A 21,812-nucleotide genomic window follows, 5' to 3' on the forward strand; every position below is an offset into this window, starting at 1 on the left:
TTTGGTTCATTGCTGCGGCTGGCAGCCGAACCGGCAAGGTAGAACAGATATGATTGTGCGGAAGGAAAGAGGCTGCACGCTCTACCGCACAGCCTCTTGACCTGAGAACTCCCATGTGAGGGGCCAGGTGCGGACCCGGCCCCTTTTGACAACGTGGCTGGTAACCTGACCGATCAGAACTTCACGCCGATCGTGCCGCCATAGGTGCGCGGTTCGAGCGCCATGCCGAACGACCACAGACCGGCCACGGTGAACGCGTGGGTGGTGGTCTTTTCGTTCAGCAGGTTGCGGCCGAAGACGCGGAAGTAGGCGTCGGTGGTGCCCAGCGTGAAGTTGAAGGTCATGCTGGCATCAACCAGATCCTGCGTGGTGGTGCGCACGCGGGGATCGTTGCCGTTGACGGTGACCAGCGTGGCCTCACCCGCGCCGTTGGTGGTCGCCGTGAGAGAAGCGGCAGAGAGCTGCTGGTCATACGGGCTGATGTGGCGCCAGCCGACGGTCGACACGATCTTGCCGAAGCTGGTCGGCAAGGTGTGCTCCACGTTCAACGAGTTGGTGAACTTCGGCGCGTAGATCAGGTTGTTGCGCGAATAATCGAACGGCACGAGGCCGGTGCCGCAGGCGTTGGTAGCGACCGGACCACCCGCATAGGCACCGCAGGTCACGAAGTTGCGGAAGTTCGATTCCATATAGGCCACCGAGCCGGTGACGCGCAGGTTATCGGTGACGCGCAGGTTGAAATCGCCTTCCACGCCCTTGATCTTGGCACCGCCGGCCACGTTGCCAGTGATCGTCTGGTTGCCGGTGGGGCCGCCGGGGACGGTCAGGTTCTGCTGCATGTTCTTGTAATCGGACACGTAGCCAGCGAGGTTGATCTCCAGCTTGCGGTCAAATAGCGCCAGCTTCGCGCCGACTTCGTAAGCGTCAACCGTTTCGGGGAAGAACGGCGTGCTGGCCGTATCTGCGGTGGCAGCGCGGGGGCTGAAGCCGCCAGAGCGATAACCGCGCGACCATGAGGCGTAGAGCATCGTATCGCTGTTCGGACGATAGTCGAGGCCGATCTTCGGAGTGAACTTGCTGAAGCTGCGGTCACCCGAACCGACCGGACCAGCAACGAAGAAGTCATTTGCCAGCTTCTTGTTGTCGTGGCTCCAGCGGCCGCCGAACGACAGGCGGAACTTGTCGGCGAAGGCCCAGTTGAAGTCGCCAAACACGGCATAGCTGCGGGTCTTGCCGCGAACGAACTGGCCGTTGGCGTCATAGGTTCCGGTGTCGAGATCGATGGTGGAACCCGCAAGCGCATTGCCGAAGAAGCGCGTGTACTGCGTCAGGTCATACTTCGAAGCAAAGAAGTACCCGCCGACCACATAGTCGAAGCCCTTGAAGAGGTTGCCCGCAGCACGCAGCTCCTGGCTCCACTGCGTGTAGTGCTGGCGGCGATCGACGTAGTAGAGGTCAGAGGTCGAGCCGTCGAAGTCCTGGGTCTGCTCTTCGCGGCTATGGCGCCAGCCGGTGATCGACGTCAGCTTTACCCCACCGACATCCAGGTTCATTTCCAGCGTGGCGTCTGGCGCGTGATAGCTGCTTTCGGCCGCATCACCAAAAGTGGTGTAAAGGTCGGTGGTATTGTTGCGGCCACACTGCTTGTAACCTTGGAAATCAGGCTCGAGGCCGCAGAACAGCTCGGTGTTGTTGACAAGGTTGCTCACCACCGGGTTGAAGCTCTGCACGACGTTCTCGACGGTCAACTGCGCGTCAAAATTCGAGCCGGCAGGCTTGAACAGGAGCGAGGCGCCATAGGTGTCGCCCTTGCTCCAGCCATCCGAGGTGTTGCGGGCAACATTGCGATAGAAGCCGTCTGTTTCGTTATGGAAATAGAACCCCTTCAGGCCCCAGGTGCTGCCATCACCATAGTTGGCGACGATCTTGGCAGACAAAGTGTTCCACCGCCCATAGCTGACTTCGGCCTTCATGCCCGGCTCCATGGTCGGCTTGGAGCGGGTGATGTTGATCACGCCACCGATGGTGTTCGCGCCGAACAGCGTGCCCTGCGGTCCGCGCAGCACTTCGATCTGCGCGATGTCGAAGGCATCCTGCAGCTGGCCGGTGTTGGTGCCGATGGTCACGCCATCAACCACCACGCCCACGGTGGGGGTCTGCGACTTCTCGATATCGGCATAGGTCAGGCCGCGGATCGAGATGTTGGCCGCCTGCGCGCCCGAGTTCTGCTGCGTGATGAGCAGGCCCGGCGCGGCGCCCTGCAGATCGCCGATATTCACCGCCGCCTTGTTTTCCAGCATGGCGGTGTTGACCGCGGTGATGGCGACCGGGGTGGACTGCAGCGATTCCGAACGACGGCGGGCCGTCACGATAATCGCGCCGGTATCGCCGGTGTCGGCAGCGGCGCTCTGGTCTGCGGCCTGCGAGGCTTCCTGCGCGAAGGCAGGCGCCGAGAACGCCAGAATCGAGGTGGTGGCAAGCGCGGCAACCGCCGCGCCACGCGAAAGCGCGGTACGCATCAAAACATCCTCCCTGTGCCCGGCCAGGTGCGTTGACCCGTCCGGAGGCGATATACGTGCCGACTTTTCGGTTCGCCGCGAACTGCGACTTGTTACAGGTGTGGCGATTACGCCATCGGGCGATGAAAAACATCGATTTACGGGAGAATTCGCGATGCCAGCCAACCGCCGCTTCCTGCTGTCCCGCCGCCCGCACGGCACGCCGGTGCGGGAAGATTTTTCCTTGGTCGAACAACCAGTTCCCTCTGCTCCGGAAGGCGGGTTCGTGGTGCGCAACTGCTATGCCTCGCTCGATCCCGCACAGCGTGGATGGATGGACGATGCGCCCAGCTATATGCCGCCGATCCCGCTGGGCGATCCGGTGCGCGCAACCACCATCGGCGTGGTTGCGGAATCGCGCTCACCCGATTTTTCGGTGGGAGACTGGGTGCTGGGGATGAACGGGCTGGAGGACTATTCGGTCAACGCAGCGGGCGGATTCACCATGAAGGTGGACACCAGCATCGTGGATTCCCCTTCCCGATATCTTTCCGCGATGGGCGCAGTGGGGCTGACCGCGTACTTCGGCCTGATCGACGTGGCCAAGCCGCAGCCGGGCGAGACGCTGCTGGTTTCAGGCGCGGCGGGCGCGGTGGGATCAGCCGTGGGGCAGATCGGCAAGATCCTGGGCTGCAGGGTGATCGGCATTGCAGGCGGCGCGGAAAAGTGCCGTAGGCTGATCGATGACTACGGCTTTGACGTGGCGATCGATTACAAGGGCAAGTCGGTGGAGGCGCTCTCCGCCGAGATCGGCGCCGCGGCGCCGGACGGTGTCAACGTGGTGTTCGAGAACGTGGGCGGCGACGTGATGGACGCCGAACTGCTCAACCTGGCCATGCGGGCGCGGATCGTGCTGTGCGGGCTGATCAGCGAATACAATTCGCCCGAGAAGATCGGCGTGCGCAACCTGTGGCGGGTGCTGACGACGCGCTCGACCATCCACGGCTATCTGATCATGGACTATGTCGACCGCTTTGCCGAAGGCGGGGCGCAGATGGCGCAGTGGATGGCCGAAGGGCGGCTGCGCATCGACGAGGACGTGCAGGTGGGGCTGGAGAACGCCTATGACGCGTTCATGCGCCTGTTCACGGGCGCGAACACGGGCAAGCTGGTGCTGAAGATCGCCGATGGCCTCTGACCGGCTGGCGGGCCGCAAGGCCATTGTGACGGGCGCGGGATCGGGCATCGGCGCCGCGGTGGTGCAGCGGCTGAAGGCCGACGGCGCACAGGTGTTCACCGCAGATGTTGCGGGCGCGGTGGACTTTGCGGCGGACCTGACCGGCGATGGCGCGAACGCGGACCTGGTGGCGCGGGCCGTGGCGGCGATGGGCGGGCTGGATACGCTGGTACCCTGCGCCGGGATCAGTGCGTTCCACCCGCTGGAAGGGCACGACGACGCCTATTTCCGGCGGGTGATCGAGGTGAACCTGATCGCGGTGTTCCGCCTCGTCCGCGATGCGGTGCCGCACCTGAAAGCGGCGGGCAACGGACGCATCGTCACCATCGGATCGACCACATCCAGCCATGGTGACGAAGGGCTGTGCGCCTATTCCGCATCGAAGCACGCGGTGCTGGGCTTCACCAAGTCTGCCGCGGCGGAGCTGGGCCCGCTCGGCGTGACGGTGAACTGCGTGCAGCCCGGCGCCATCGCCACGCCGATGACCGCGCCGGCCTTTACCGACATGCCCGAATTCCGCACCTTCTGGGAGAACAAGGCCCCGCTGCGCCGGCTGGGCCAGCCGCAGGACATTGCCGACGTGATCGCCTTTCTGTGCAGCGACGATGCGCGCTTCATGTCCGGCCACGGGGTGTGGGTGGATGGCGGCGCGATGGTGCGGCATTGACCGTGTCCGAAACCCACCTGCTGCTGTTCGCGCCGGAATGCGCGGCCCCGGCGGCATGGGCAGCGGCCTTGCGGCAGGCCCTGCCGCAGGGAGCAACGCTGGCGCTCGCCCTGGCCGCCGAAGCGCTGCCCGCGCTGGCGCACGCAGCGCAGCGCGATGCGGAAGTCCCCGATGCGCTGGTGCGCCTGCCCGACGGTGCCGATGCGGCGGCGCTGGTGGCGTTGAGCGATGCGGATCGCAGCGAAGCGTTCACGGGCGTGCGCCACGCGGTGCTGCCGGGCGGCGATGCGATCCGCCTGTTCTTCGGGCTGCACCGGCTTGAACGGCTGAGCCGGGCCGAGTTCCACGATTACTGGCTGAACCGGCATGCGCAGATCGGCCGGCGGCTGATCCCGCCCTATACCTATCACCAGATCCATGCCTGCGACGGGCCGGATCTGGAAGGCCTGCGCCGGTCAACCTTCGACGGGATCGTCGAGGTGCATTTCCCCGACGCCGAGGCGCTGGTGAAGCAGCTTTCCCGCAGCGAGGTGGCGGAAGAGGCGCTGGCCGACGAACGCAACTTCATCGACCACGCACGCTCCCGCTTCTGGGCTTTCACCGAAGTGGCCTGAAGCGCTATTCCTTCATCACCGGCATCGGCGTCTGGCCGGTTTCGTCGAGGTAGTACGCCACCCATTTGTGGAAGAACTGGTTGCCCGGCTCGTTGCGGCCGAAGGTCTGGTGCGTCATCGCGCCGGATTCGAGGCCGTTCTGCACCTTCAGGCCGAGGAAGTAGTCCTCCTCCTCAACCACGTCGAAGAAGAAGTCGCACATCCGGTCGAGCGCCTCGAACCCCTCGGGCGTCTCGGGCTTCGTCGGGAAGATGTAGTTCATCACCGTGGTGTTCTGGTTGGCCTTCGGCCCCGGAAACAGCTGCGCCAGCTGGCCCATCTCGGGGGCGAGGAAGAAGCTCATGTTGGGAAACAGCATTCGGATGAAATCGTAGCCGTTGTTCTCCTGCCGGCCCCATTCCTCGCGCGGCAGATCATGCAGGCGGGTGATCGAATTCTGCGGGAAGCCCAGCCGGATGTGCGGACCGAAGCCTTCGTAGTTCGCCCGGTTGGACGGGCTTCGCGTGGCCACGGTGTTGGTGTGTGCGGCCTGGAAGTGATAGCCTTCGAGATAACCGTCGTAGGCCACCTTCCAGTTGGCGCCCTTCATCGCCTTGCTCTTGTGATAGTACCACGTCTCCAGCCTGAGCGCGGCGAAGTCTTCGTACATGCCGCCCATCCATTCCACCGCGTTGAGCGGCAGGTCGGGGGTAAGGATCACGAAGATCAGGCCCGCCGCCTCGTCACACGGCAGCTCGGTCATGTGCAGGGTCGACCGGTCGACCTCGCCAAAAGTGCTCGCCTCGGCAATGCCGATCAGCTGGCCTTCGTTGGAATAGGTCCAGCCGTGATACTGGCAGGCGAAGGCCTTGCAGTTGCCCTTCCCTTCCCTGGCCAGGTGCATCGCGCGGTGCTTGCACACATTGAGGAAGGCGCGCGCCCGGCCGTCCTTGCCCCGGGTGATCAGCACCGGCAGGCCCATCACATCCATCGCCTTGTAATCGTTGGCGGATGGCAGCTCGATGGTCAGCGCCAGCATCAGCGGAAGCCGCTTGAAGATGCGCTCGATCTCGCGGGCGAAGCGTCCTTCGTCAAGGTAATCGGCCACGGGGACGCGCATGACGTCGTTCGCTTGGTCGGTTGTCCGGGTCTCCACGAAGCGGAGCATGCGCTCGGCAGCGGTCGCGTATTTGTCAAAGAGTTCGGTCATCGCTCCGGCCTCACTTGTTCAGGTAGTAATCGAGCGTCTGGTGGATGTGGCGGATGCGGACTTCCTGGTAATCGGCCAGTTCCACCGCCTGGTTCTTCGATGCCTTCAGCCCTTCGTGGCAAAGCTCCATGTTCTCGCTGTCCTGATCCAGCACCGCGCCGAGCACGCCGAGTTCGGGTGCATCGGCCCAGATCTGATCATCGCGGAGCATGTGCATCGGCACGCCGGCAGGGCGCGCCTGCCCTTCGGGCACGCGGGCGATCACGCGCACTTCCATCAGGCACTTGTCCTGATCGGGCCAGGGGCGCCAGCGGTAGACGATGTTGGGCATGAACCCGCCCCACGGCGCGAAGTTGGGAAACACGTTGTAGACCAGCGCGTCGAGCAGTTCGCTTTCCGACACCTGCGAATAATCGCCGCCAAACTGCTTTTCCGAAACTTCGCGCATCTTGGCGCCAAGCGCGGCACGGGCGGTTTTGCCCTCGGGCACGGCGATGGCGTAGTTGTCCTTGTCGGCGTCATAGTTGTCGGCACTGCGGCCGTTGTACTTGCGGAACTCGTCGATGATGCGCTGCTGCGGCCAATGCTCGGCCTCCGCCTGCGCCTCGATATGCGGGCTGATCACGCCGAAGGGCGTGTAGTTCACGTTCACGTGACGGCCGAGCACGTGATAGGCGGCGTTGGCATCACCGGTGAACGGCATCAGCTGTGGATGGGTGACATAGGCGTGGTAGCTTTCCATGAAGGCTTCCATGGTGATCTTCCAGTTGGCGGGGATCACCTTGGCCACCCAGGCCACCGTCACGCATTCCTCGTGCTTCCAGCGCTTGAAGAATTCGGGCAGCGGATCGAGGTATTCCTCGATGCTCGGGCCTTCCGGATTGTCACGCACGAAGATGTAGCCACCCCACTGCGCCAGCTTCGCTTCGGGCAGCTGCATCTTCTGGTCGGTCAGATGCGCGAAGTCCCAGCGGCAGGGAATGTTGCGCAAGGACCCGTCAGGGTTCCACGAAAAGCCGTGAAACGGGCAGAGGAACTGTTCGGCGCTGCCGCTGTCGGTCTTGAGCTTGCGCCCGCGGTGGAGGCAGACGTTGTGGAACGCCTTCACGCTGCCATCGTCCTGGCGCACCAGCAGATAGGACCGGCCCGCGTTGTCATAGGTCACATAGTCGCCGGGCTCGGGCAGGTCTTCCTCGCGCGCGGCGAACTGCCACACGTTGGGCCACATCCTTTCGCATTCGGCCCTGAAGAATTCGGGCGAATAGTAGCGCGAAGCATCGATCGGCTCGGAGCCGAGATAGCGATAGCGGTCTTCGCCGACGAACGCGGGCGGCTGGATATCGTCGCCGGCCAGGATGTCTTCCCAGTTGGGACCGGGGCAGCGGGCACGTTCGAAGGCGCCGGGATCGCGGTCTGCCATCTCTTCCTCTCCATCATTGGAACGGAGAGACATTCTCACGCCATCGGGGCGTTGCGTTTGACCAAGGTCAACAACGGCCCCGCCGAAGCCCTCTGCTTTTTGCTAGGAAAACGACATTTTGCGCGAGGTTGAGGCCAATAACCGGCAATATTGCCGGTTATTGGCGCCCCGGCTCACGATGGGATGATGACGCCCTCGCCCGCACGCCAGACGGGGCGGATCTGTTCATCGTCATGGACTTCCATGATCTCGAACACGTTGCCGAAGAAATCGCGGCAATAGGTGGCGGCGTAACCGTGCTTGCGCCCGTCGGCATCGACAGTGATGCCGTCCATCGCCGGCGGCGTGTGAACGCGGATGCCGGCCTCCACCAACCGCCGGTAGCAGGCCTGGATGTCTTCCACCTGCACGGCGAAATGGGTGTAGCCATGATGATTCACCCCCCGGTCCGGATCCTGACGTTCCGGCACCGGGGTGTGGTATTCGAAGACTTCGATGTGGCTGTTGCCCAGACGGCACATGAACTGACGGGCGGAGCTGCCCTTCAGCCCCAGCACCGCATCGATGAATTCATTGTCACGCCATTCCAGCGGATTGCCCACTTCCACCGCGCCCAGCAGGTCGATGTAGAAGTGGCGCGCCTTGTCGATGTCGGGGACGGAGACCCCGACATGCTGGATCCCTACCGCCCCGACCGTCATGGCTGATCTCCTGTCAGAACTGGACGCGCTTGGTGTATCCGCCGTCGATCACCACGTTGGTGCCGGTAGTGTAAGACGAGGCCGGGCTGGCAAGGAAAACAATGGTCTTGGCCACTTCCTCAGGCCCACCCCAGCGCCCCAGCGCAAACTGGGCCTCGGTCGCCTCGTAAAGCGCAGGCGCAGCCGCCTTGATCGCTTCCCAGTTACCGCCGGGGAACCCGATCGGCCCTGGCGAGACCGAATTGACACGGATTCCCTTCGGACCAAGCGCCTGGCCAACCTGCTTGGCATAGGTCAGCAGCGCGCCCTTGATCGTGTTGAAAGCCTGCGGAACCACGAAGGTCTCGAGCCCGGCGGTGCTCGACATCACGATGATCGATCCTGCGCCGCTCTTTTCCAGGTATGGCTCCAGAACTTCGATGCCGATCACCGTGCCCTTGATGTCGGCGTTGAAGCAGGCATCCCAGTCGTTGGTCGCACCTTGCCCCGATGCACTGGCGCCGGGAACGAAGATGTCGCAACCGCCAAGCTGATCTGCCGCCGAGACGAGCCACGCGCGATAGGCATCGTGGTCCATCATGTCGAGAGCGTCGCCGACAACCTTCCCGCCGTGGCGTGAAAGCGATTCGACCGTGGCGGCCACCTGCTCCGGATTGCGCGAGAAAAAGGCGACGTCGCAGCCTTCTTCCGCGAAGATTTCAAGCGCTGCACGGCCAATGCCGCGGCTGCCGCCGGTGAGAATGACTTTCTTGCCCTTGAGGCCCAGATCCATGTTCGCGCTCCTCGATCCCAACAATGACGTTGTGATATGTTCTGCCCGCACCGTGCGCCAGACGGCACTACCCTTTTGAACAGGAATTGACCGACCCCAGCCGTGGTAGCGGTCTGGCCGAACCGAAAATCGGGAGCAGGACACATGACAGGACGTCTCGCCGGCAAGACCGCGCTGATCCTTGGCGCGAGCAGCGAAGGCAACATGGGCCAGGTGATGGCCAGCCGTTTCATCGAAGAAGGCGCCAAAGTGATGGTCTCGGGCCGCAAGGCCGATGTGCTGGAAAAGTTCGCCGCCCAAGCTGGTTGCCTTTGGTCACCCTGCGACCTGACCGACGAAGCCAGCGTCAACGCCCTGGCCGAAACGGCGTCAGAGCAACTGGGCGGGATCGACATCGCCATCAACGCCACCGGCTGGGGCCTGCTAAAGCCGTTCCTCGATATAACCCGCGAAGAACTCGAGGCGATGACCGCGCTGCAGTTCATCGGCCCGCATCAGTTCTTCCAGGCGATGATCCGAAAGATGGCAAAGTCACGCGGCGGTCGAGGCGGGTCGCTCATCACCATCAGTTCGGCCACGGCCACGATCATGCTGAACGACCATGCCGCCTACATGGGCACCAAGGCGGGCACCGACCACGTGATCCGCTGCATCGCCAACGAATTCGGCGACGAAGGCATCCGCGCCAATTCAATCTCGCCCGGCCTGACCGACACGCCGATGAACGAGGCGGCCAAGCAGGTGCCGGGCCTGTTCGAAAGCTTCCGCAAATCCTATCCGCTGGGGCGCTGGGGCACTTCGGAAGACGTGGCGGCGGCGGCCGTGTTCCTGTGCAGCGACGAATGCTTCATGACTGGCGAGAACCTGCAGGTGAACGGCGGGCTGACGCTGCGCCGCAATCCCACGCGTGAGGAAATCGCCGCCTCGGTCGCCAGGGCGACCGGCAAGGCCTGAACCGAAGCCTTTTTTGTCGGCCACTCGCGCGTGAAGGTGCTGTCGTGCTAGGCCTCGCGCCATGTACGCACGCCAATCGCTTCGCCGCCTTGCCCTGAACGCCTGCGCCACATTGGCGCTTGCCTTTGGAACCGTTGCACCTTCGGCCCTTGCCGCATCGCCACCGCCGGTGGCGGCGGAACACGGCATGGTCGTTTCGGCCCATCACCTTGCCACCGATGCGGGGGTGGAAGTGCTGAAGAACGGCGGCAACGCCATCGATGCGGCGGTCGCGGTGGCCTATGCGCTGGCGGTCACCTTCCCCGAGGCGGGCAACCTTGGCGGCGGCGGGTTCATGACCATCCGCCTTGCCGATGGCCGCACCACGTTCATCGATTTCCGCGAAACCGCGCCGGGCAAGGCGACGGCGGACATGTATCTCGACAAGGCAGGCAATCCGGTTTCCGCGCTCTCAACCCGCGGGTGGCTGGCGGCGGGTGTGCCGGGCACGGTCGCCGGCCTTGAATATGCGCGGGCCAAATTCGGCACCAAGGCGCGGACCGAACTGGTTGCCCCGGCCATCGCGCTGGCCGAAGGCTTCGTGCTCGATCGCGGCGATGCGCAGATGCTGGCCGGCGCCGCCGACGATTTCCGCAAGGATCCCGCCAGCGCCGCGATCTTCCTCAACAATGGCGAGCCGTGGAAGCCGGGCGAGCGGCTGGTGCAGGTGGACCTTGCCAAGAGCCTGGAGGCGATTGCCCAGGGCGGTGCCGATGCGTTCTACAAGGGGCCGATCGCGGGGCAGATCGTGGCGGCCAGCCGCAAGGGCGGCGGCATCCTCTCCGCCAAGGACTTTGCCGCCTACAAGGTGCGCGAGATGGCGCCGGTCGAATGCGACTATCGCGGGTACCACATCGTTTCCGCGCCGCCGCCCAGCTCGGGCGGGGTGGTGATGTGCGAAACCTTCAACATCCTGTCGGGCTATCCGATCCGCGACCTCGGCTTCCATTCGGCCCAGGGCACGCATTACCTGATCGAGGCGCTGCGCCGCGCCTATCATGACCGCAACACCGCGCTGGGCGATCCCGATTTCGTGAAGGCCGATATCGCGACGCTGATCTCGCCCGCCTATGCCGATAAGCTGCGCACCGGCATCCTGCCCGACAAGGCCACGCCATCGCTGTCGCTGGGCGGCGTCGGCGGCGGGCACGAGGGGCAGAACACCACCCACCTGTCAGTCGTCGACGGCGCGGGCAATGCCGTGTCGCTCACCTATACGCTGAACGACTGGTTCGGCGCGCGGGTGACGGCACCTGGCACCGGCATCCTGATGAATGACGAGATGGACGATTTCTCGGCCAAGCCCGGTGCGGTCAACATGTATGGCCTGGTCGAAGGGCCGAACAACGCGATCAAGCCCGGCGCGCGCCCGCTCTCCTCCATGACGCCAACCATCGTCACCTATCAGGGCAAGCTGGCGGCCGTGCTCGGCACGCCGGGCGGCAGCCGTATTCCCACCGGGGTGCTGCAGGTGCTGAGCAACCTGATCGACCACCGCATGACGCTGCAGGAAGCAATCGACGCGCCGCGCATCCACCAGCAGTGGCTGCCGGACCAGACGTATCACGAACGCTTCGGCCTTTCGGCAGACACCATCGCCGCGCTGGAAGCCAAGGGCCACAAGCTGGTGGAGCGCCGCCACGGCAACCACATCGCCGCGATCCTTGTCGGCGGCCCGAAGATCATGGGCCTGCCTGCGGAAGTGGAGGATGACGAAGGCGTGCCCATCCCCCCCGCCGCGCTGTTCGGCGCGATTGACCCGCGCCTGCCGATGGGCGATGCGGCAGGATACTGAACCATGTCCACACTCACGATCCTTGATGGCGGCACCGGGCGCGAACTCGCGCGCATCGGCGCGCCTTTCCGCCAGCCCGAATGGTCCGCGCTCGCGCTGATCGAAGGGCAGGGCTACGTCACCCGCGTGCACGAAGGCTATATTGCCGCCGGGGCCGACGTGATCACCACCAACTCCTATGCCGTCGTCCCCTTCCACATCGGAGAGGAACGCTTTGCGGCACGCGGCGCGGAACTCGCCGCGCTGGCCGGACGGCTGGCTCGCGGTGCCGCGAACACCGCGATGCGCAAGGTCATGGTCGCCGGATCGCTGCCCCCGGTCTGCGGCTCCTATCGCCCCGATCTGGTGGACATTGCGGCCGCCCGCCCGGTTCTGCAGGTGCTGGTCACCGCGCTCGCGCCCTTTATCGACCACTGGCAGGCCGAAACGCTGTCATCGCTGGCCGAGGCTGAGCTGGTGGCCGAACTGACCGGCCCGACGGGCAAGCCGCTGTGGCTGTCGTTCACGCTGGAGGACGAAAACCCCGGCAGCGTGCCAACGCTGCGTTCGGGCGAGACCGTGGCCGATGCGGCGGCGCTGGCGTTGCGTGTGGGCGCCAAGGCGCTGCTGTTCAACTGCAGCCAGCCCGAGGTCATGGCCGCAGCCGTGGCAGCCGCGCGTGAAACACTGGGCGAAGGCAGCGCGGTGCGGATCGGCGTCTATGCAAACGCCTTCCCGCCGATGAGCGCGGAGGCCGAGGCCAACTCCGGCCTCGATGAAATCCGCGCCGATCTGACGCCCGAAGGCTACGCCGCCTTCGCCCGTGCATGGGCAAGCGAAGGTGCAACGATCATCGGCGGATGCTGCGGTATCGGGCCGGAGCACATCGAGGCGCTCAGGCGGATTGCAACAGCGCCTTGATCGCCGCGCGCAGCTGATCCTTGCGCACCTTGCCGCTGGCGGTGCGGGGGAAATCGTCCACGAACTCGAAGCGCTCCGGGATCTTCTGCTTGGCCAGCCCGCTTGCCGCCACATGCGCGGCGAGCGCTGCGGCATCCACTTCGCCGGCAAGGATCACATAGGCGCAGACCCCCTCGCCCAGCCGTTCGTGCGGCATGGCGACGACGCTCGCTTCCTTCACCGCCGGGTGCGTGTGCAGCACGTCCTCGATCTCCTTGGCGGAAATGTTCTCCCCGCCACGGATGATCAGGTCCTTCTTGCGCCCGGTGATGGTGATCGCGCCCTCTGCCGAAAGCACGCCGAGGTCTCCGGTGCGGAAGTATCCGTCGGGGGTGATCGCCTCGGCCGTCTGCTGCGCATCGGCATAGCCCATCATCATGCCCGGCCCGCGCGCCAGGATCTCGCCCTCCTGCCCGGCAGGCAGGTCGCGGTCATCGTGATCGACGATTCGCACCTGATAATCGACGACCTCGCCATCGGTGGTCGCGGCCAGATGCTCGTCACGCGGCCAGCCGAAGGTGACCAGCGGCACTTCGGAGGCACCGAACACGCGGAAGGCCCTGCAATTGTCGAACGCCGCGTTGGCCGCGGGGATCAAGTCCGCCGGCACCGCCGCGCCGCCGCAGGCGAAGAAGCGGAAGCTCGGGATTCCCGTACCGGCCGCCCGCGCCGCCGCCGCCAGTTCCACCAGGAACGGAGTGGCCGCCACGGTTCCCACCAGACTGTGCTGCTCGATCAGCGCCAGCGCCTCCTGCGCATTCCACGCTTCCATCAACACGGTGCGGATGCCGCAGATGAATGGCGCCTCCAGCCCGTTGGCATAGCCCGAAACGTGCGTGACGGGGGACGGCATCAGCGTCGCCTCTCCCGCTGTCAGCCCCCAGTGAATGCCGCTTTTCGCGACGATGTGCTGCAGCGTCACATGGCTGTGCAGCACGCCCTTGGGACGCCCGGTGGTGCCCGAGGTATAGAGCACCATCTTCACCCCCAGCGGATCGACCGCTGGCCGATCGAACCGCAAGGCGCGCCCTTCGGCCACCAGAGCGGCGAAATCGTCCGCCCCCTCTCCGCGCACGGTGAACACGTGCTGCAGGTCGGGCAGCTGTTCCATGCAGCGGCCGGCCATCGCGGCATAGTCCACCTTGCGGAACACCTGCGGCACGAAGATCGCCCGGGCGCGGCAATCGCCCAGCATCATGGTGACTTCGTGATCGCGATAGATCGGCACGATCGGATTGATCACGAAGCCAGACAGCGCCGCGGCCAGGTTGATCGCCGCCGCCTCGCGCCAGTTGGGCACCTGGAAGGCGATCACGTCGCCCGCTTTCAGCCCCCGCGCCTGCAGCGCCGCCGCCAGCGCCTCCGCCTCGGCCAGCACATCGGCGAACGTGTATTGCCCTTCGCCATCGACGAAGGCGACAAAATCGGGCGCGGCGGCGGCGCGTTCGATCGCAAGGTCGGCAATCGTGCGGCGGTCCCACCGGGCCGTGAAATCGCGCTGGTGCGGTGCCGGGGCTTCGAGCCAATCCCAGGGTGGCGTTATCGTCTCGCTCATGTTGCGCTTGTTCATGCTGCGTCCGGTTAATCCAATTGGCAAAAGGGTGAGGACGAATACCGAACCTGCCAAGTATCACAGGTTACGCACCAGCCCTGTCGCGGGCATGGTCGCGGCATGATGACCCGGCCCAGCGGGTCTGGAGAGGCACGAGAACCATGGATCGCATCCAGCGCATCGGCGAAGTCGCGGAAATCATGCGCGACTATGTCGAGAACAAGAAGACCTTCCTGACCGACAAGACCATGCGTGTCCCCACGCAAAGCTACACCGATGCCGACCAGTGGAAGGCGGAGATGGAGCTGATCTTCAAGCGCGTGCCGCTGATGCTCGCCTTCACCGCCGAACTGCCCAATCCCGGCGATTACAAGGCGATGGACGCGGTGGGCATGCCGGTGCTGATCAACCGGGACAAGACCGGGCAGGTTCGCGCCTTCCTCAACGTCTGCTCGCACCGCGGCGCGCCGGTGGCGGAAGAAGGCCACGGCAATTGCCCGCGCTTCACCTGCAAGTATCACGGCTGGACCTTCGGCCAGGACGGCAAGCTGATCGGCGTGTCCGAAGCCAGCAAGTTTGGTGAGGTGGACAAGCCCGGCATGGGCCTGCGCGAACTGCCGGCCCAGGAAAAGGCCGGCATGATCTTCGTCGTGCTTACGCCCAACGCGCCCATTGACGTGGACAGGTTCTTCCGCGGGTTCCTCGAGGATTTCGAGGCGCTGGACTTCGCCAACTGGTCCTACATGGGCAGTCGCGTGATCGAGGGCGCCAACTGGAAGGTCGCCTATGACGGCTATCTCGAGGGCTATCACTTCGCCTCGCTCCACCCGCAGACGATCTTCCCGCGCACGCCGTCGAATTGCATGCACTATGAAGGGTTCGGCCCGCACCAGCGCATCGGGTTCCCCCAGCATCGCATTGCCGAGGCGCTGAAGGACATCCCGCGCGAGGAATGGGGCACCCAGGAGAACAACGGCTTCGATTTCGTGCGGATCATGTTCCCCAACGTGTCCGCCTTCATCGCGCCCGAGATCACGCAGGTGGCGCAGCTCTTCCCCGGGCCGACGCCGGGCGAGAACCGCACCGTGCTCAACTATCTGCGCCGCGAGCCGATCCGCGACGAGGAAGACCGCGCCAATGTGGAAGCGGCGATGAACTTCTTCCGCGATGTGACCTATCAGGAGGACTACGTCATCGGGCTGGAGATCCAGAAGGGCCTCGAATCCGGCGCGCATGACGAACTGACCTTCGGCCGCAACGAACGCGGCAACCAGTACTTCCATGAATGGCTGAACTGGTATCTGCAGGACGATCCCACCCTTCCCGAACCGGAAATGTGATCGGCCGATGACGGCGCCCAACCCGATCTCTCTGGCATCGGGCGTAGTGCCCGAATTCGGCCCGGTGGAAACCATCGAAGCCGCCGCTGCCGGCGGCTTCGACATGGTCGGCCTGTGGGTGGAACCTGCCGAATGGACCGCCCGGCACACCCGCGATGCCCGCACCGCCCTGGCCTCCACCGGCCTGCCCCTGCTCGATGTCGAAGTCGTCTGGCTGAAAGCCGACAGCAGCATGGACGATCACCGCAAGGTGATCGATGTCGGCGCGGAACTTGGTGCGCGCAATGTGCTGTGCGTGTCATCGGATCCTGACCATGCCCGCACTGCCGCGCGGCTTCAGGTGCTGTGCGAACATGCCGCCCCCGCCAACATCCGGGTCGCGCTGGAATTCGGCATTTTCACCGAAGTGAAGTCCCTCGCCACCGCGCTCTTGGTGCTCGACCGGATCGACCACCCCGGCAAGGCCTTGCTGATCGATCCCATCCATGTCGACCGCAGCGGCGCCACCGTGGCGCAACTGGCGCAGGTCGATCCTGCGCTGCTGCCCTATGCCCAGTTCTGTGATGCGCCAGCCGAACGGCCCGACCCGGCCGATTTCGACGCGGTGATCCGCGATGCGATTGACCTGCGCGAACAGTGCGGCATGGGCGCATTGCCGCTGGCCGCGATGTTCGAAACGCTGCCAGCCGGCATCCCCCTGTCCATCGAACTGCGCAGCCTTGCCCTGCGTGAGGCGTTTCCCCATCCGGCGCTGCGTGCCGCCGCCGTGGCGCATGCCACCCGTGCATGGATGCAGGCCTACACGTGAGCGTGACCATGATCACCCTGCTCAAGCGGCGCGAGGGCATGAGCAAGGCAGACTTCATCGCCTATTACGAGAGCAGGCACCGCCTGATCGGGGAGAAGGTGCTGGCGGGTTACGCCACCCGCTATCGCCGCCGCCATCTCCATCCCGCTGACGGGCAGGACGCGCCCCACGATTTCGATGTGGTGCTGGAAATCGAGTTTGCAGACCAGGCCGCCTGCGACGCCTGCTTCGCCGCGATGGCGGACGAGGCGACGATGCGTGAAATCGTGGAGGACGAAGAGCGCCTGTTCGATCGCGGCCGCATGCGCAGCTATACCGTGGAAGACCACGAATCCGTCCTTCCTGCCTGATGCCAAGGTGAACTCTTCCCTTTTGCGCCGCCCCTGCTAGGCGCGGGGCCATGTTGACGATCAAGGGCATCACCATCCGGCTTGGCGGCCGCACCATCATCGATCGCGCCTCCGCCACCATTCCGCCGGGCTGGAAAGTCGGGCTGGTGGGCCGCAACGGCGCGGGCAAATCCACGCTGATGAAGGCGCTGATGGGGCAGATCGACCCCGACGATGGCGACATCGACCTGCCGCGCCGCGCCCGCCTTGGCTATATCGCGCAGGAAGCGCCCACCGGCACCGCCACACCGTTTGACACGGTGCTCGCCGCCGATGTCGAGCGCGCCGCCTTGATGGAGGAATCCGAAACCTGCACCGATGCCGACAGGCTGGCCGACATTCACGAACGGCTGATCGCCATCGATGCCTGGACCGCTCCGGCCCGCGCCGCGCGCATCCTGCTGGGGCTGGGTTTTGACGAGGGGATGCAGGCCCAACCGCTCGACAGCTTTTCGGGCGGGTGGAAGATGCGCGTGGCCTTGGCCGCGCTGCTCTTTTCCGCGCCCGACGTGCTGCTGCTCGACGAACCGAGCAACCACCTTGATCTTGAAGCCACGCTCTGGCTGGAAAGCTTCCTGAAAAGCTATCCTGGCACGATCCTCGTCATCAGCCACGAACGCGACCTGCTCAACACCGTTGTCGACGGCATCCTCCACCTGCAGGGCGGCAAGCTGACGCTGTATCCCGGCAACTACGATGGCTTCGAGCGCCAGCGCGCCGAACGTGCGGCGCAGGCCGCCGCCGCAAAGGCCGCGCAGGAAGCGCAGATGGAAAAGCTGCGCGATTACGTCGCGCGCAATTCGGCCCGCGCTTCCACTGCCAAGCAGGCGCAGTCGCGCGCCAAGATGCTGGCCAAGATGCAGCCGGTCATGGCGATGATCGAAGATCCATCGATGCACTTCGACTTCCCCAGCCCGGGCGAAGTGCGCCCGCCGCTGATCACGCTCGATCTCGCGGCGGTGGGCTATGCTCCGGGGCAGCCGATCCTCAAGCGGCTGAACCTGCGCATCGATCCGGATGACCGCATCGCGCTGCTCGGCCGCAATGGCAACGGCAAGACCACGCTGGCCCGCCTGCTCGCCGGGCAGCTGCCGGCCATGGAAGGCGGCATGACCACCGCCTCAAAGATCCGCATCGGCTATTTCACGCAGTACCAGGTTGAAGAGCTGGATGGCGGCTCCACCCCGCTGGAGCTGATGACCCGTGCGATGGAAGGCGCCACGCCGCTCGCCGTGCGCGGGCAGTTGGGCCGCTTCGGCTTTTCCGGCAGCATCGCCACCGCCAACGTCGGCACGCTTTCAGGCGGGGAGCGCGCGCGGCTGGCCCTGGCCATGGTCACCCGCGATGCACCGCACCTGTTGATCCTCGACGAACCGACCAACCACCTCGATGTCGATGCGCGTGAGGCGCTGGTCCAGGCGCTCACCGTGTTCGAAGGCGCGGTGATCCTCGTCAGCCACGATCGCCACATGGTTGAACTGACCGCCGACCGGCTTGTGCTGGTGGATGGCGGAACCGCCCAGCCCTATGACGGTTCGATGCCTGACTACATCGATTTCGTGCTCGGCCGGAACCAGCCGGCAGACGCCGATGCCAAGGCGAAGGCCGCCACCGCCCCGCGCAAGGACGGCAAGGCCCAGCGCGAGGAATGGAAGGCGCTGAACCGGAAAGTGACCGAGAGCGAAACCCGCATGACCCGGCTGCAGGCGCAGCTTGACGCCATCGACATCGCCCTGGCCGATCCGGCGCAGGCGCCAAAGGAGCTGAAGGGCCTCGCCTTCGGCGAACTCGGCAAGCGCCGCGCGCAGGTGGAGGCGGACATGGAAGCCGCCGAAGCGGCATGGATGGAAGCGGTCGAAGCGGTCGAAAGCGCCAAGGCATGAGCGTCGCCTTCCGCCGCGAAAGCGACGACGAGCATCTCGAACCCAAGTTCGAAGTGCCGATCCCGCCCGGCCCCAACCTCGTCACCGCAAAGGGCCTCGCCTTGATCGAGGCGAAGGTTGCGGAATTGGAAGCCAGCGTGCCCAAGCTGACCGAGGACACCGGAGTCGCCGCGGCGAAGCGGGACCTCAAGTACTGGCACACCCGCCTCGCCACCGCAGAGCTTCAGCCCGTTGCGGATGGAGGGCAGGTCGCCTTCGGCTGCCGCGTGTGCTTCCGCCTCAACGGCAAGGAGCGCGAAATCGCCATTGTCGGGCATGACGAGGCCGATCCCGCGCAGGATCGCCTCGCCTTCACCGCCCCGCTCGCCCGCGCGATGATGGGTGCGGAGCCGGGCGAGTTCGTGGACTTCAATGGCCGTGAAGAAGCCATCGAAGTCATCTGCGTCACTCCGGCCTGACCGGCTTATCCCCGGTCGTTGAAGATCGACCGGTACGCGCGATAGGTGAACTTCCACGCGCCATCGATGCGTCGCAGCTTGTCGTCATAACGGCCGGTGGTGCGGGTGCGCTTGCCGGTGGCGGGATCGTCGAAGATCTCGATGGTGTAGGCGACTGCGCTCGCCTCGTCGCCGTCCACCTCGATCGATCCGGGCTGCATGAAATAGATCATCGGCTTGGTGCAGTTGTCCAGGCCATAGTGCTTCATCGATTCCACCCAGCCCGACACGATCACGTCCTTGCCGGTGAACACGCCAAGGTCAGGATACTCGGGCAGTTCCCACTGCGCATCCTCGGCCCAGATCGAGCCCCAGATGTCCGCATCCTTGTTCATCACGCCATGGGCGTGGGTATCCATCAGTTCGCGGATCGCCACGCGATCCTCGATCGGGCCGGTGAACGCCATGTTTCGTTCCTTACCAGGGGTGAGTTTCGCCATTCCACTTCAGGAAGTCGCCGGTGCGCTCCAGCGTCCAGGCCTCGGCCACCGCCTTGATGCCGGCGGCGCTTTCCTGTGGGGTGATTTCGGCACCGGGGCCGCCCAGCTCCGTCTGGACCCAGCCCGGATGGACCACGCCGACCACGATGCCGCGATCCTTCAGATCAATGGCGACGGAGCGCATCATGCGGTTCAGCCCCGCCTTGGCCACGACGTAGGAATAATACCCGCCGTAGGGCCAGGTCGAAGCGGCGAGCTGGCTGGTCAGGCTGATCACCTTCGCACCTTCGCGCAGGCGCGGCAGGAAGGCCTGCAGCACTCGCAAGGGCCCCTTGACCATCACGTCGATCTCGCGATCCCAGGCCGCCCAGTCAGAGCTGCCCGGTTCCAGTTCGGGCGCCGCCAGTTCGGCAATGCCCGCCACGTTGTAAAGGATGTCGACCGGCCCGGAGCCGCTGCTCGCGGCGCCATCGCGCACCGAAGTGTCGCTGGTCACGTCCATCGTGTGGACGCTCACCTTCCCGCCTGATCCGGCCACCAGGTCGTCCAGCGCCGCGCTCGGCTTGCGCACCAGCGCCAGCACGGTGTCGCCCGCGGCGGTGTGCTGCCTTGCCAGTTCCAGCCCGATCCCGCGCGCCGCGCCGGTGATTGCCACGGTTGCCATTGTCAGCGTCTCCCTTCGATCCAGTCGTTCAGCACTTCGTGGAAGAAGCGCACGCGTGTTTCCTGTGCGGGCAGGTATGCATCCTCATACCCGCGCGAATGCATCCCGGCCTGCATGTTCTCGGCCAGTTCCATGTCCTGATAGACGATCTGCCCGGCCAGTTCGGGAATGCCGCGTCCGCCGTCGAAATCGCGGTGCTCGCACACTTCCACTTCGCGCAGCGGCTTTTCGCCGGCCATGATCGACTGGCAGGTCTCCTGCCCCTCCACCGGAAAGGCCATGCACCACAGGTCGAAGAAGCACTTCTCCGGGTCGGTCGGGTGCGGCTCGCTGCGGAAGAAGATCAGGTTGTCGGGCAGGAAGCTGATGGTCACGTTGGGGAAGATCACCGTGTGCGGGCTGTCGGTGATCTCCTCGTCGTCCATGTGCTCGTAGTGCACATAGCCGCGCTCCTTCCACAGCCGCCGCTTCGCCGCCTTCAGGTCCAGCCAGCCCTGCATCGCCATCTCGTCATAACTGGCATAGCCGGCGGGATCGATGTCCCACTGGCGCAGGATATGTTCGAACGGATGCGCCACGCCTTCCGGCAGCCGATCCGACAGCGAAGGCCGCATCGGCTGCACGGTGCGGCCATGCCCGCGCGTCCACATCTCGTGCCGGGCGGTGTCCACGTCCTGGTCGATCCATGGCGGCACCTGCGGATGCGCGGTGCGGGTGTGGTAGCTTTCCGAGAAGTTGTCGGTCACGAACTTCCAGTTGGCATTCAGCGCGATGCGGTACCACGCCACGCGCACCGCGGTGTCCATCGGATAGTTCCTGGCCACTTCGGGCATCGGGTCGAGGTACGTCAGCAGATCCTCGGCCGCGGGGTCCATCGTGTACCACACGAAACCGCCCCAGGTGTCGCAGCGCAGCTCCTTCAGGCTCAGCTTGCCGCACGGGTCGCCCTGCGGAAAATCGTGGCGGTCCTGCGCATGCTGCAGCACACCGTCCTTGCCCCAGACCCACCCGTGATAGGGGCAGGTGATCGCCTCCACCGACGATGTCTGGTCCACCATGCGCATGCCACGGTGGCGGCACGAATTGTAGAAGGCGCGGATCGATCCATCATCCTGGCGGATGCAGATCACTGATTCCTTCATGAAATTGTGGACCAGAAAGTCGCCCGGCTCGGGAATCTCGGCGGTGCGCCCGGCCACGTGCCAGATGCGCGTCCACAGCCGGTCCCATTCCTTCTGCGCGAATTCCTTGGAATAGTACCGGTCGCCAGTGATCGCATCGCCGCGCAGGTTGGCCGGATCGCGGCCATTGAGCGTCGGGATGCCCTTGCCCAGGTCGTTCATCGAAATCTCTCCCACGCGCACCCGATCGTGGATGCCTTGGCCCATAGTGGCCCGACCCCACGGCCGCGCCA

At 65.0% G+C, this 21,812-nt stretch carries 20 protein-coding genes; 11 read left to right on the forward strand and 9 right to left on the reverse strand.

The genetic code is table 11. The features are described 5' to 3' along the window. Positions 1 to 173: 173 nt before the first annotated feature. Positions 174 to 2,519 carry a TonB-dependent receptor gene (locus tag POM99_RS19100; protein WP_277280282.1) on the reverse strand — a complete coding sequence of 782 codons (2,346 nt, stop codon included), beginning with the start codon at positions 2,517 to 2,519 and terminating at the stop codon, positions 174 to 176. A gap of 154 nt (positions 2,520 to 2,673) precedes the next feature. On the opposite strand from POM99_RS19100, the gene POM99_RS19105 reads away from it, so the two are divergent. From POM99_RS19105 to POM99_RS22440, 3 genes are read left to right on the forward strand one after another with little or no spacing between them, the layout of a single operon-like run. Continuing rightward, positions 2,674 to 3,696, forward strand: a complete 1,023-nt coding sequence (locus POM99_RS19105) for an NADP-dependent oxidoreductase (RefSeq protein ID WP_277280283.1) — start codon at positions 2,674 to 2,676, stop codon at positions 3,694 to 3,696. Beyond that, positions 3,686 to 4,402: an SDR family NAD(P)-dependent oxidoreductase gene (locus POM99_RS19110; RefSeq protein WP_277280284.1), complete on the forward strand. Its 717-nt coding sequence runs from the start codon at positions 3,686 to 3,688 to the stop codon at positions 4,400 to 4,402. The genes POM99_RS19105 and POM99_RS19110 overlap by 11 nt, the downstream gene beginning before the upstream one ends. 2 nt (positions 4,403 to 4,404) lie before the next feature. Further along, complete coding sequence (locus POM99_RS22440; protein WP_277280285.1) at positions 4,405 to 5,016, forward strand: EthD domain-containing protein; 612 nt, start codon at positions 4,405 to 4,407, stop codon at positions 5,014 to 5,016. Between the two features lie 4 nt (positions 5,017 to 5,020). On the opposite strand, the gene POM99_RS19120 is transcribed toward POM99_RS22440, so the two are convergent. From POM99_RS19120 to POM99_RS19135, 4 genes are all read right to left on the reverse strand, one after another. Beyond that, positions 5,021 to 6,205: an aromatic ring-hydroxylating oxygenase subunit alpha gene (locus POM99_RS19120; RefSeq protein ID WP_277280286.1), complete on the reverse strand. Its 1,185-nt coding sequence runs from the start codon at positions 6,203 to 6,205 to the stop codon at positions 5,021 to 5,023. Positions 6,206 to 6,215: 10 nt separating this feature from the next. Then, complete coding sequence (locus tag POM99_RS19125; protein ID WP_277280287.1) at positions 6,216 to 7,625, reverse strand: aromatic ring-hydroxylating oxygenase subunit alpha; 1,410 nt, start codon at positions 7,623 to 7,625, stop codon at positions 6,216 to 6,218. A gap of 173 nt (positions 7,626 to 7,798) precedes the next feature. Next, complete coding sequence (locus POM99_RS19130; protein WP_277280288.1) at positions 7,799 to 8,326, reverse strand: VOC family protein; 528 nt, start codon at positions 8,324 to 8,326, stop codon at positions 7,799 to 7,801. 13 nt (positions 8,327 to 8,339) lie between these two features. Then, positions 8,340 to 9,098: an SDR family NAD(P)-dependent oxidoreductase gene (locus tag POM99_RS19135; protein ID WP_277280289.1), complete on the reverse strand. Its 759-nt coding sequence runs from the start codon at positions 9,096 to 9,098 to the stop codon at positions 8,340 to 8,342. 144 nt (positions 9,099 to 9,242) lie between these two features. Here POM99_RS19135 and POM99_RS19140 point away from each other — a divergent pair, with 144 nt between their 5' ends. The 3 genes from POM99_RS19140 to POM99_RS19150 all read left to right on the forward strand — a co-directional run bounded on the left by POM99_RS19140 (position 9,243) and on the right by POM99_RS19150 (position 12,786). After that, a complete protein-coding gene (locus POM99_RS19140) occupies positions 9,243 to 10,052 on the forward strand; it encodes an SDR family oxidoreductase (protein WP_277280290.1) in 810 nt (269 codons plus the stop codon). A gap of 61 nt (positions 10,053 to 10,113) precedes the next feature. Beyond that, on the forward strand, positions 10,114 to 11,886 hold the full coding sequence (gene ggt / locus POM99_RS19145; RefSeq protein WP_277280291.1) for a gamma-glutamyltransferase: 1,773 nt from the start codon (positions 10,114 to 10,116) through the stop codon (positions 11,884 to 11,886). A gap of 3 nt (positions 11,887 to 11,889) precedes the next feature. Further along, positions 11,890 to 12,786: a homocysteine S-methyltransferase family protein gene (locus tag POM99_RS19150; RefSeq protein ID WP_277280292.1), complete on the forward strand. Its 897-nt coding sequence runs from the start codon at positions 11,890 to 11,892 to the stop codon at positions 12,784 to 12,786. On the opposite strand, the gene POM99_RS19155 is transcribed toward POM99_RS19150, so the two are convergent. Further along, entirely contained in the window at positions 12,761 to 14,395 is a 1,635-nt protein-coding gene (locus POM99_RS19155) for an AMP-binding protein (protein ID WP_277280293.1), read from the reverse strand. The genes POM99_RS19150 and POM99_RS19155 overlap by 26 nt on opposite strands. 143 nt (positions 14,396 to 14,538) lie before the next feature. Between POM99_RS19155 and POM99_RS19160 the strand changes: the two genes are divergently transcribed. The 5 genes from POM99_RS19160 to POM99_RS19180 are packed head-to-tail and all read left to right on the forward strand — an operon-like array spanning position 14,539 to position 19,255. Continuing rightward, positions 14,539 to 15,717 carry an aromatic ring-hydroxylating oxygenase subunit alpha gene (locus POM99_RS19160; protein ID WP_277280294.1) on the forward strand — a complete coding sequence of 393 codons (1,179 nt, stop codon included), beginning with the start codon at positions 14,539 to 14,541 and terminating at the stop codon, positions 15,715 to 15,717. Between the two features lie 7 nt (positions 15,718 to 15,724). After that, positions 15,725 to 16,525: a sugar phosphate isomerase/epimerase family protein gene (locus tag POM99_RS19165; RefSeq protein ID WP_277280295.1), complete on the forward strand. Its 801-nt coding sequence runs from the start codon at positions 15,725 to 15,727 to the stop codon at positions 16,523 to 16,525. Between the two features lie 8 nt (positions 16,526 to 16,533). After that, positions 16,534 to 16,875 (forward strand): EthD domain-containing protein, encoded by a 342-nt coding sequence (locus tag POM99_RS19170; RefSeq protein WP_277280325.1) that lies wholly within the window; start codon positions 16,534 to 16,536, stop codon positions 16,873 to 16,875. Positions 16,876 to 16,925: 50 nt separating this feature from the next. Beyond that, entirely contained in the window at positions 16,926 to 18,797 is a 1,872-nt protein-coding gene (locus tag POM99_RS19175; RefSeq protein ID WP_277280296.1) for an ABC-F family ATP-binding cassette domain-containing protein, read from the forward strand. After that, entirely contained in the window at positions 18,794 to 19,255 is a 462-nt protein-coding gene (locus POM99_RS19180) for a GreA/GreB family elongation factor (protein WP_277280297.1), read from the forward strand. The genes POM99_RS19175 and POM99_RS19180 overlap by 4 nt, the downstream gene beginning before the upstream one ends. A 5-nt stretch (positions 19,256 to 19,260) precedes the next feature. Here POM99_RS19180 and POM99_RS19185 read toward each other — a convergent pair whose 3' ends face one another. From POM99_RS19185 to POM99_RS19195, 3 genes are read right to left on the reverse strand one after another with little or no spacing between them, the layout of a single operon-like run. Then, positions 19,261 to 19,701 carry a nuclear transport factor 2 family protein gene (locus POM99_RS19185; RefSeq protein ID WP_277280298.1) on the reverse strand — a complete coding sequence of 147 codons (441 nt, stop codon included), beginning with the start codon at positions 19,699 to 19,701 and terminating at the stop codon, positions 19,261 to 19,263. 10 nt (positions 19,702 to 19,711) lie between these two features. After that, entirely contained in the window at positions 19,712 to 20,398 is a 687-nt protein-coding gene (locus tag POM99_RS19190; protein WP_277280299.1) for an SDR family NAD(P)-dependent oxidoreductase, read from the reverse strand. A 2-nt stretch (positions 20,399 to 20,400) separates the two neighbouring features. Further along, positions 20,401 to 21,741, reverse strand: a complete 1,341-nt coding sequence (locus tag POM99_RS19195; protein ID WP_277280300.1) for an aromatic ring-hydroxylating oxygenase subunit alpha — start codon at positions 21,739 to 21,741, stop codon at positions 20,401 to 20,403. Positions 21,742 to 21,812: the final 71 nt, after the last annotated feature.

It is taken from the genome of Novosphingobium cyanobacteriorum (genome assembly GCF_029436685.1).
Lineage (GTDB): Bacteria > Pseudomonadota > Alphaproteobacteria > Sphingomonadales > Sphingomonadaceae > Novosphingobium > Novosphingobium cyanobacteriorum.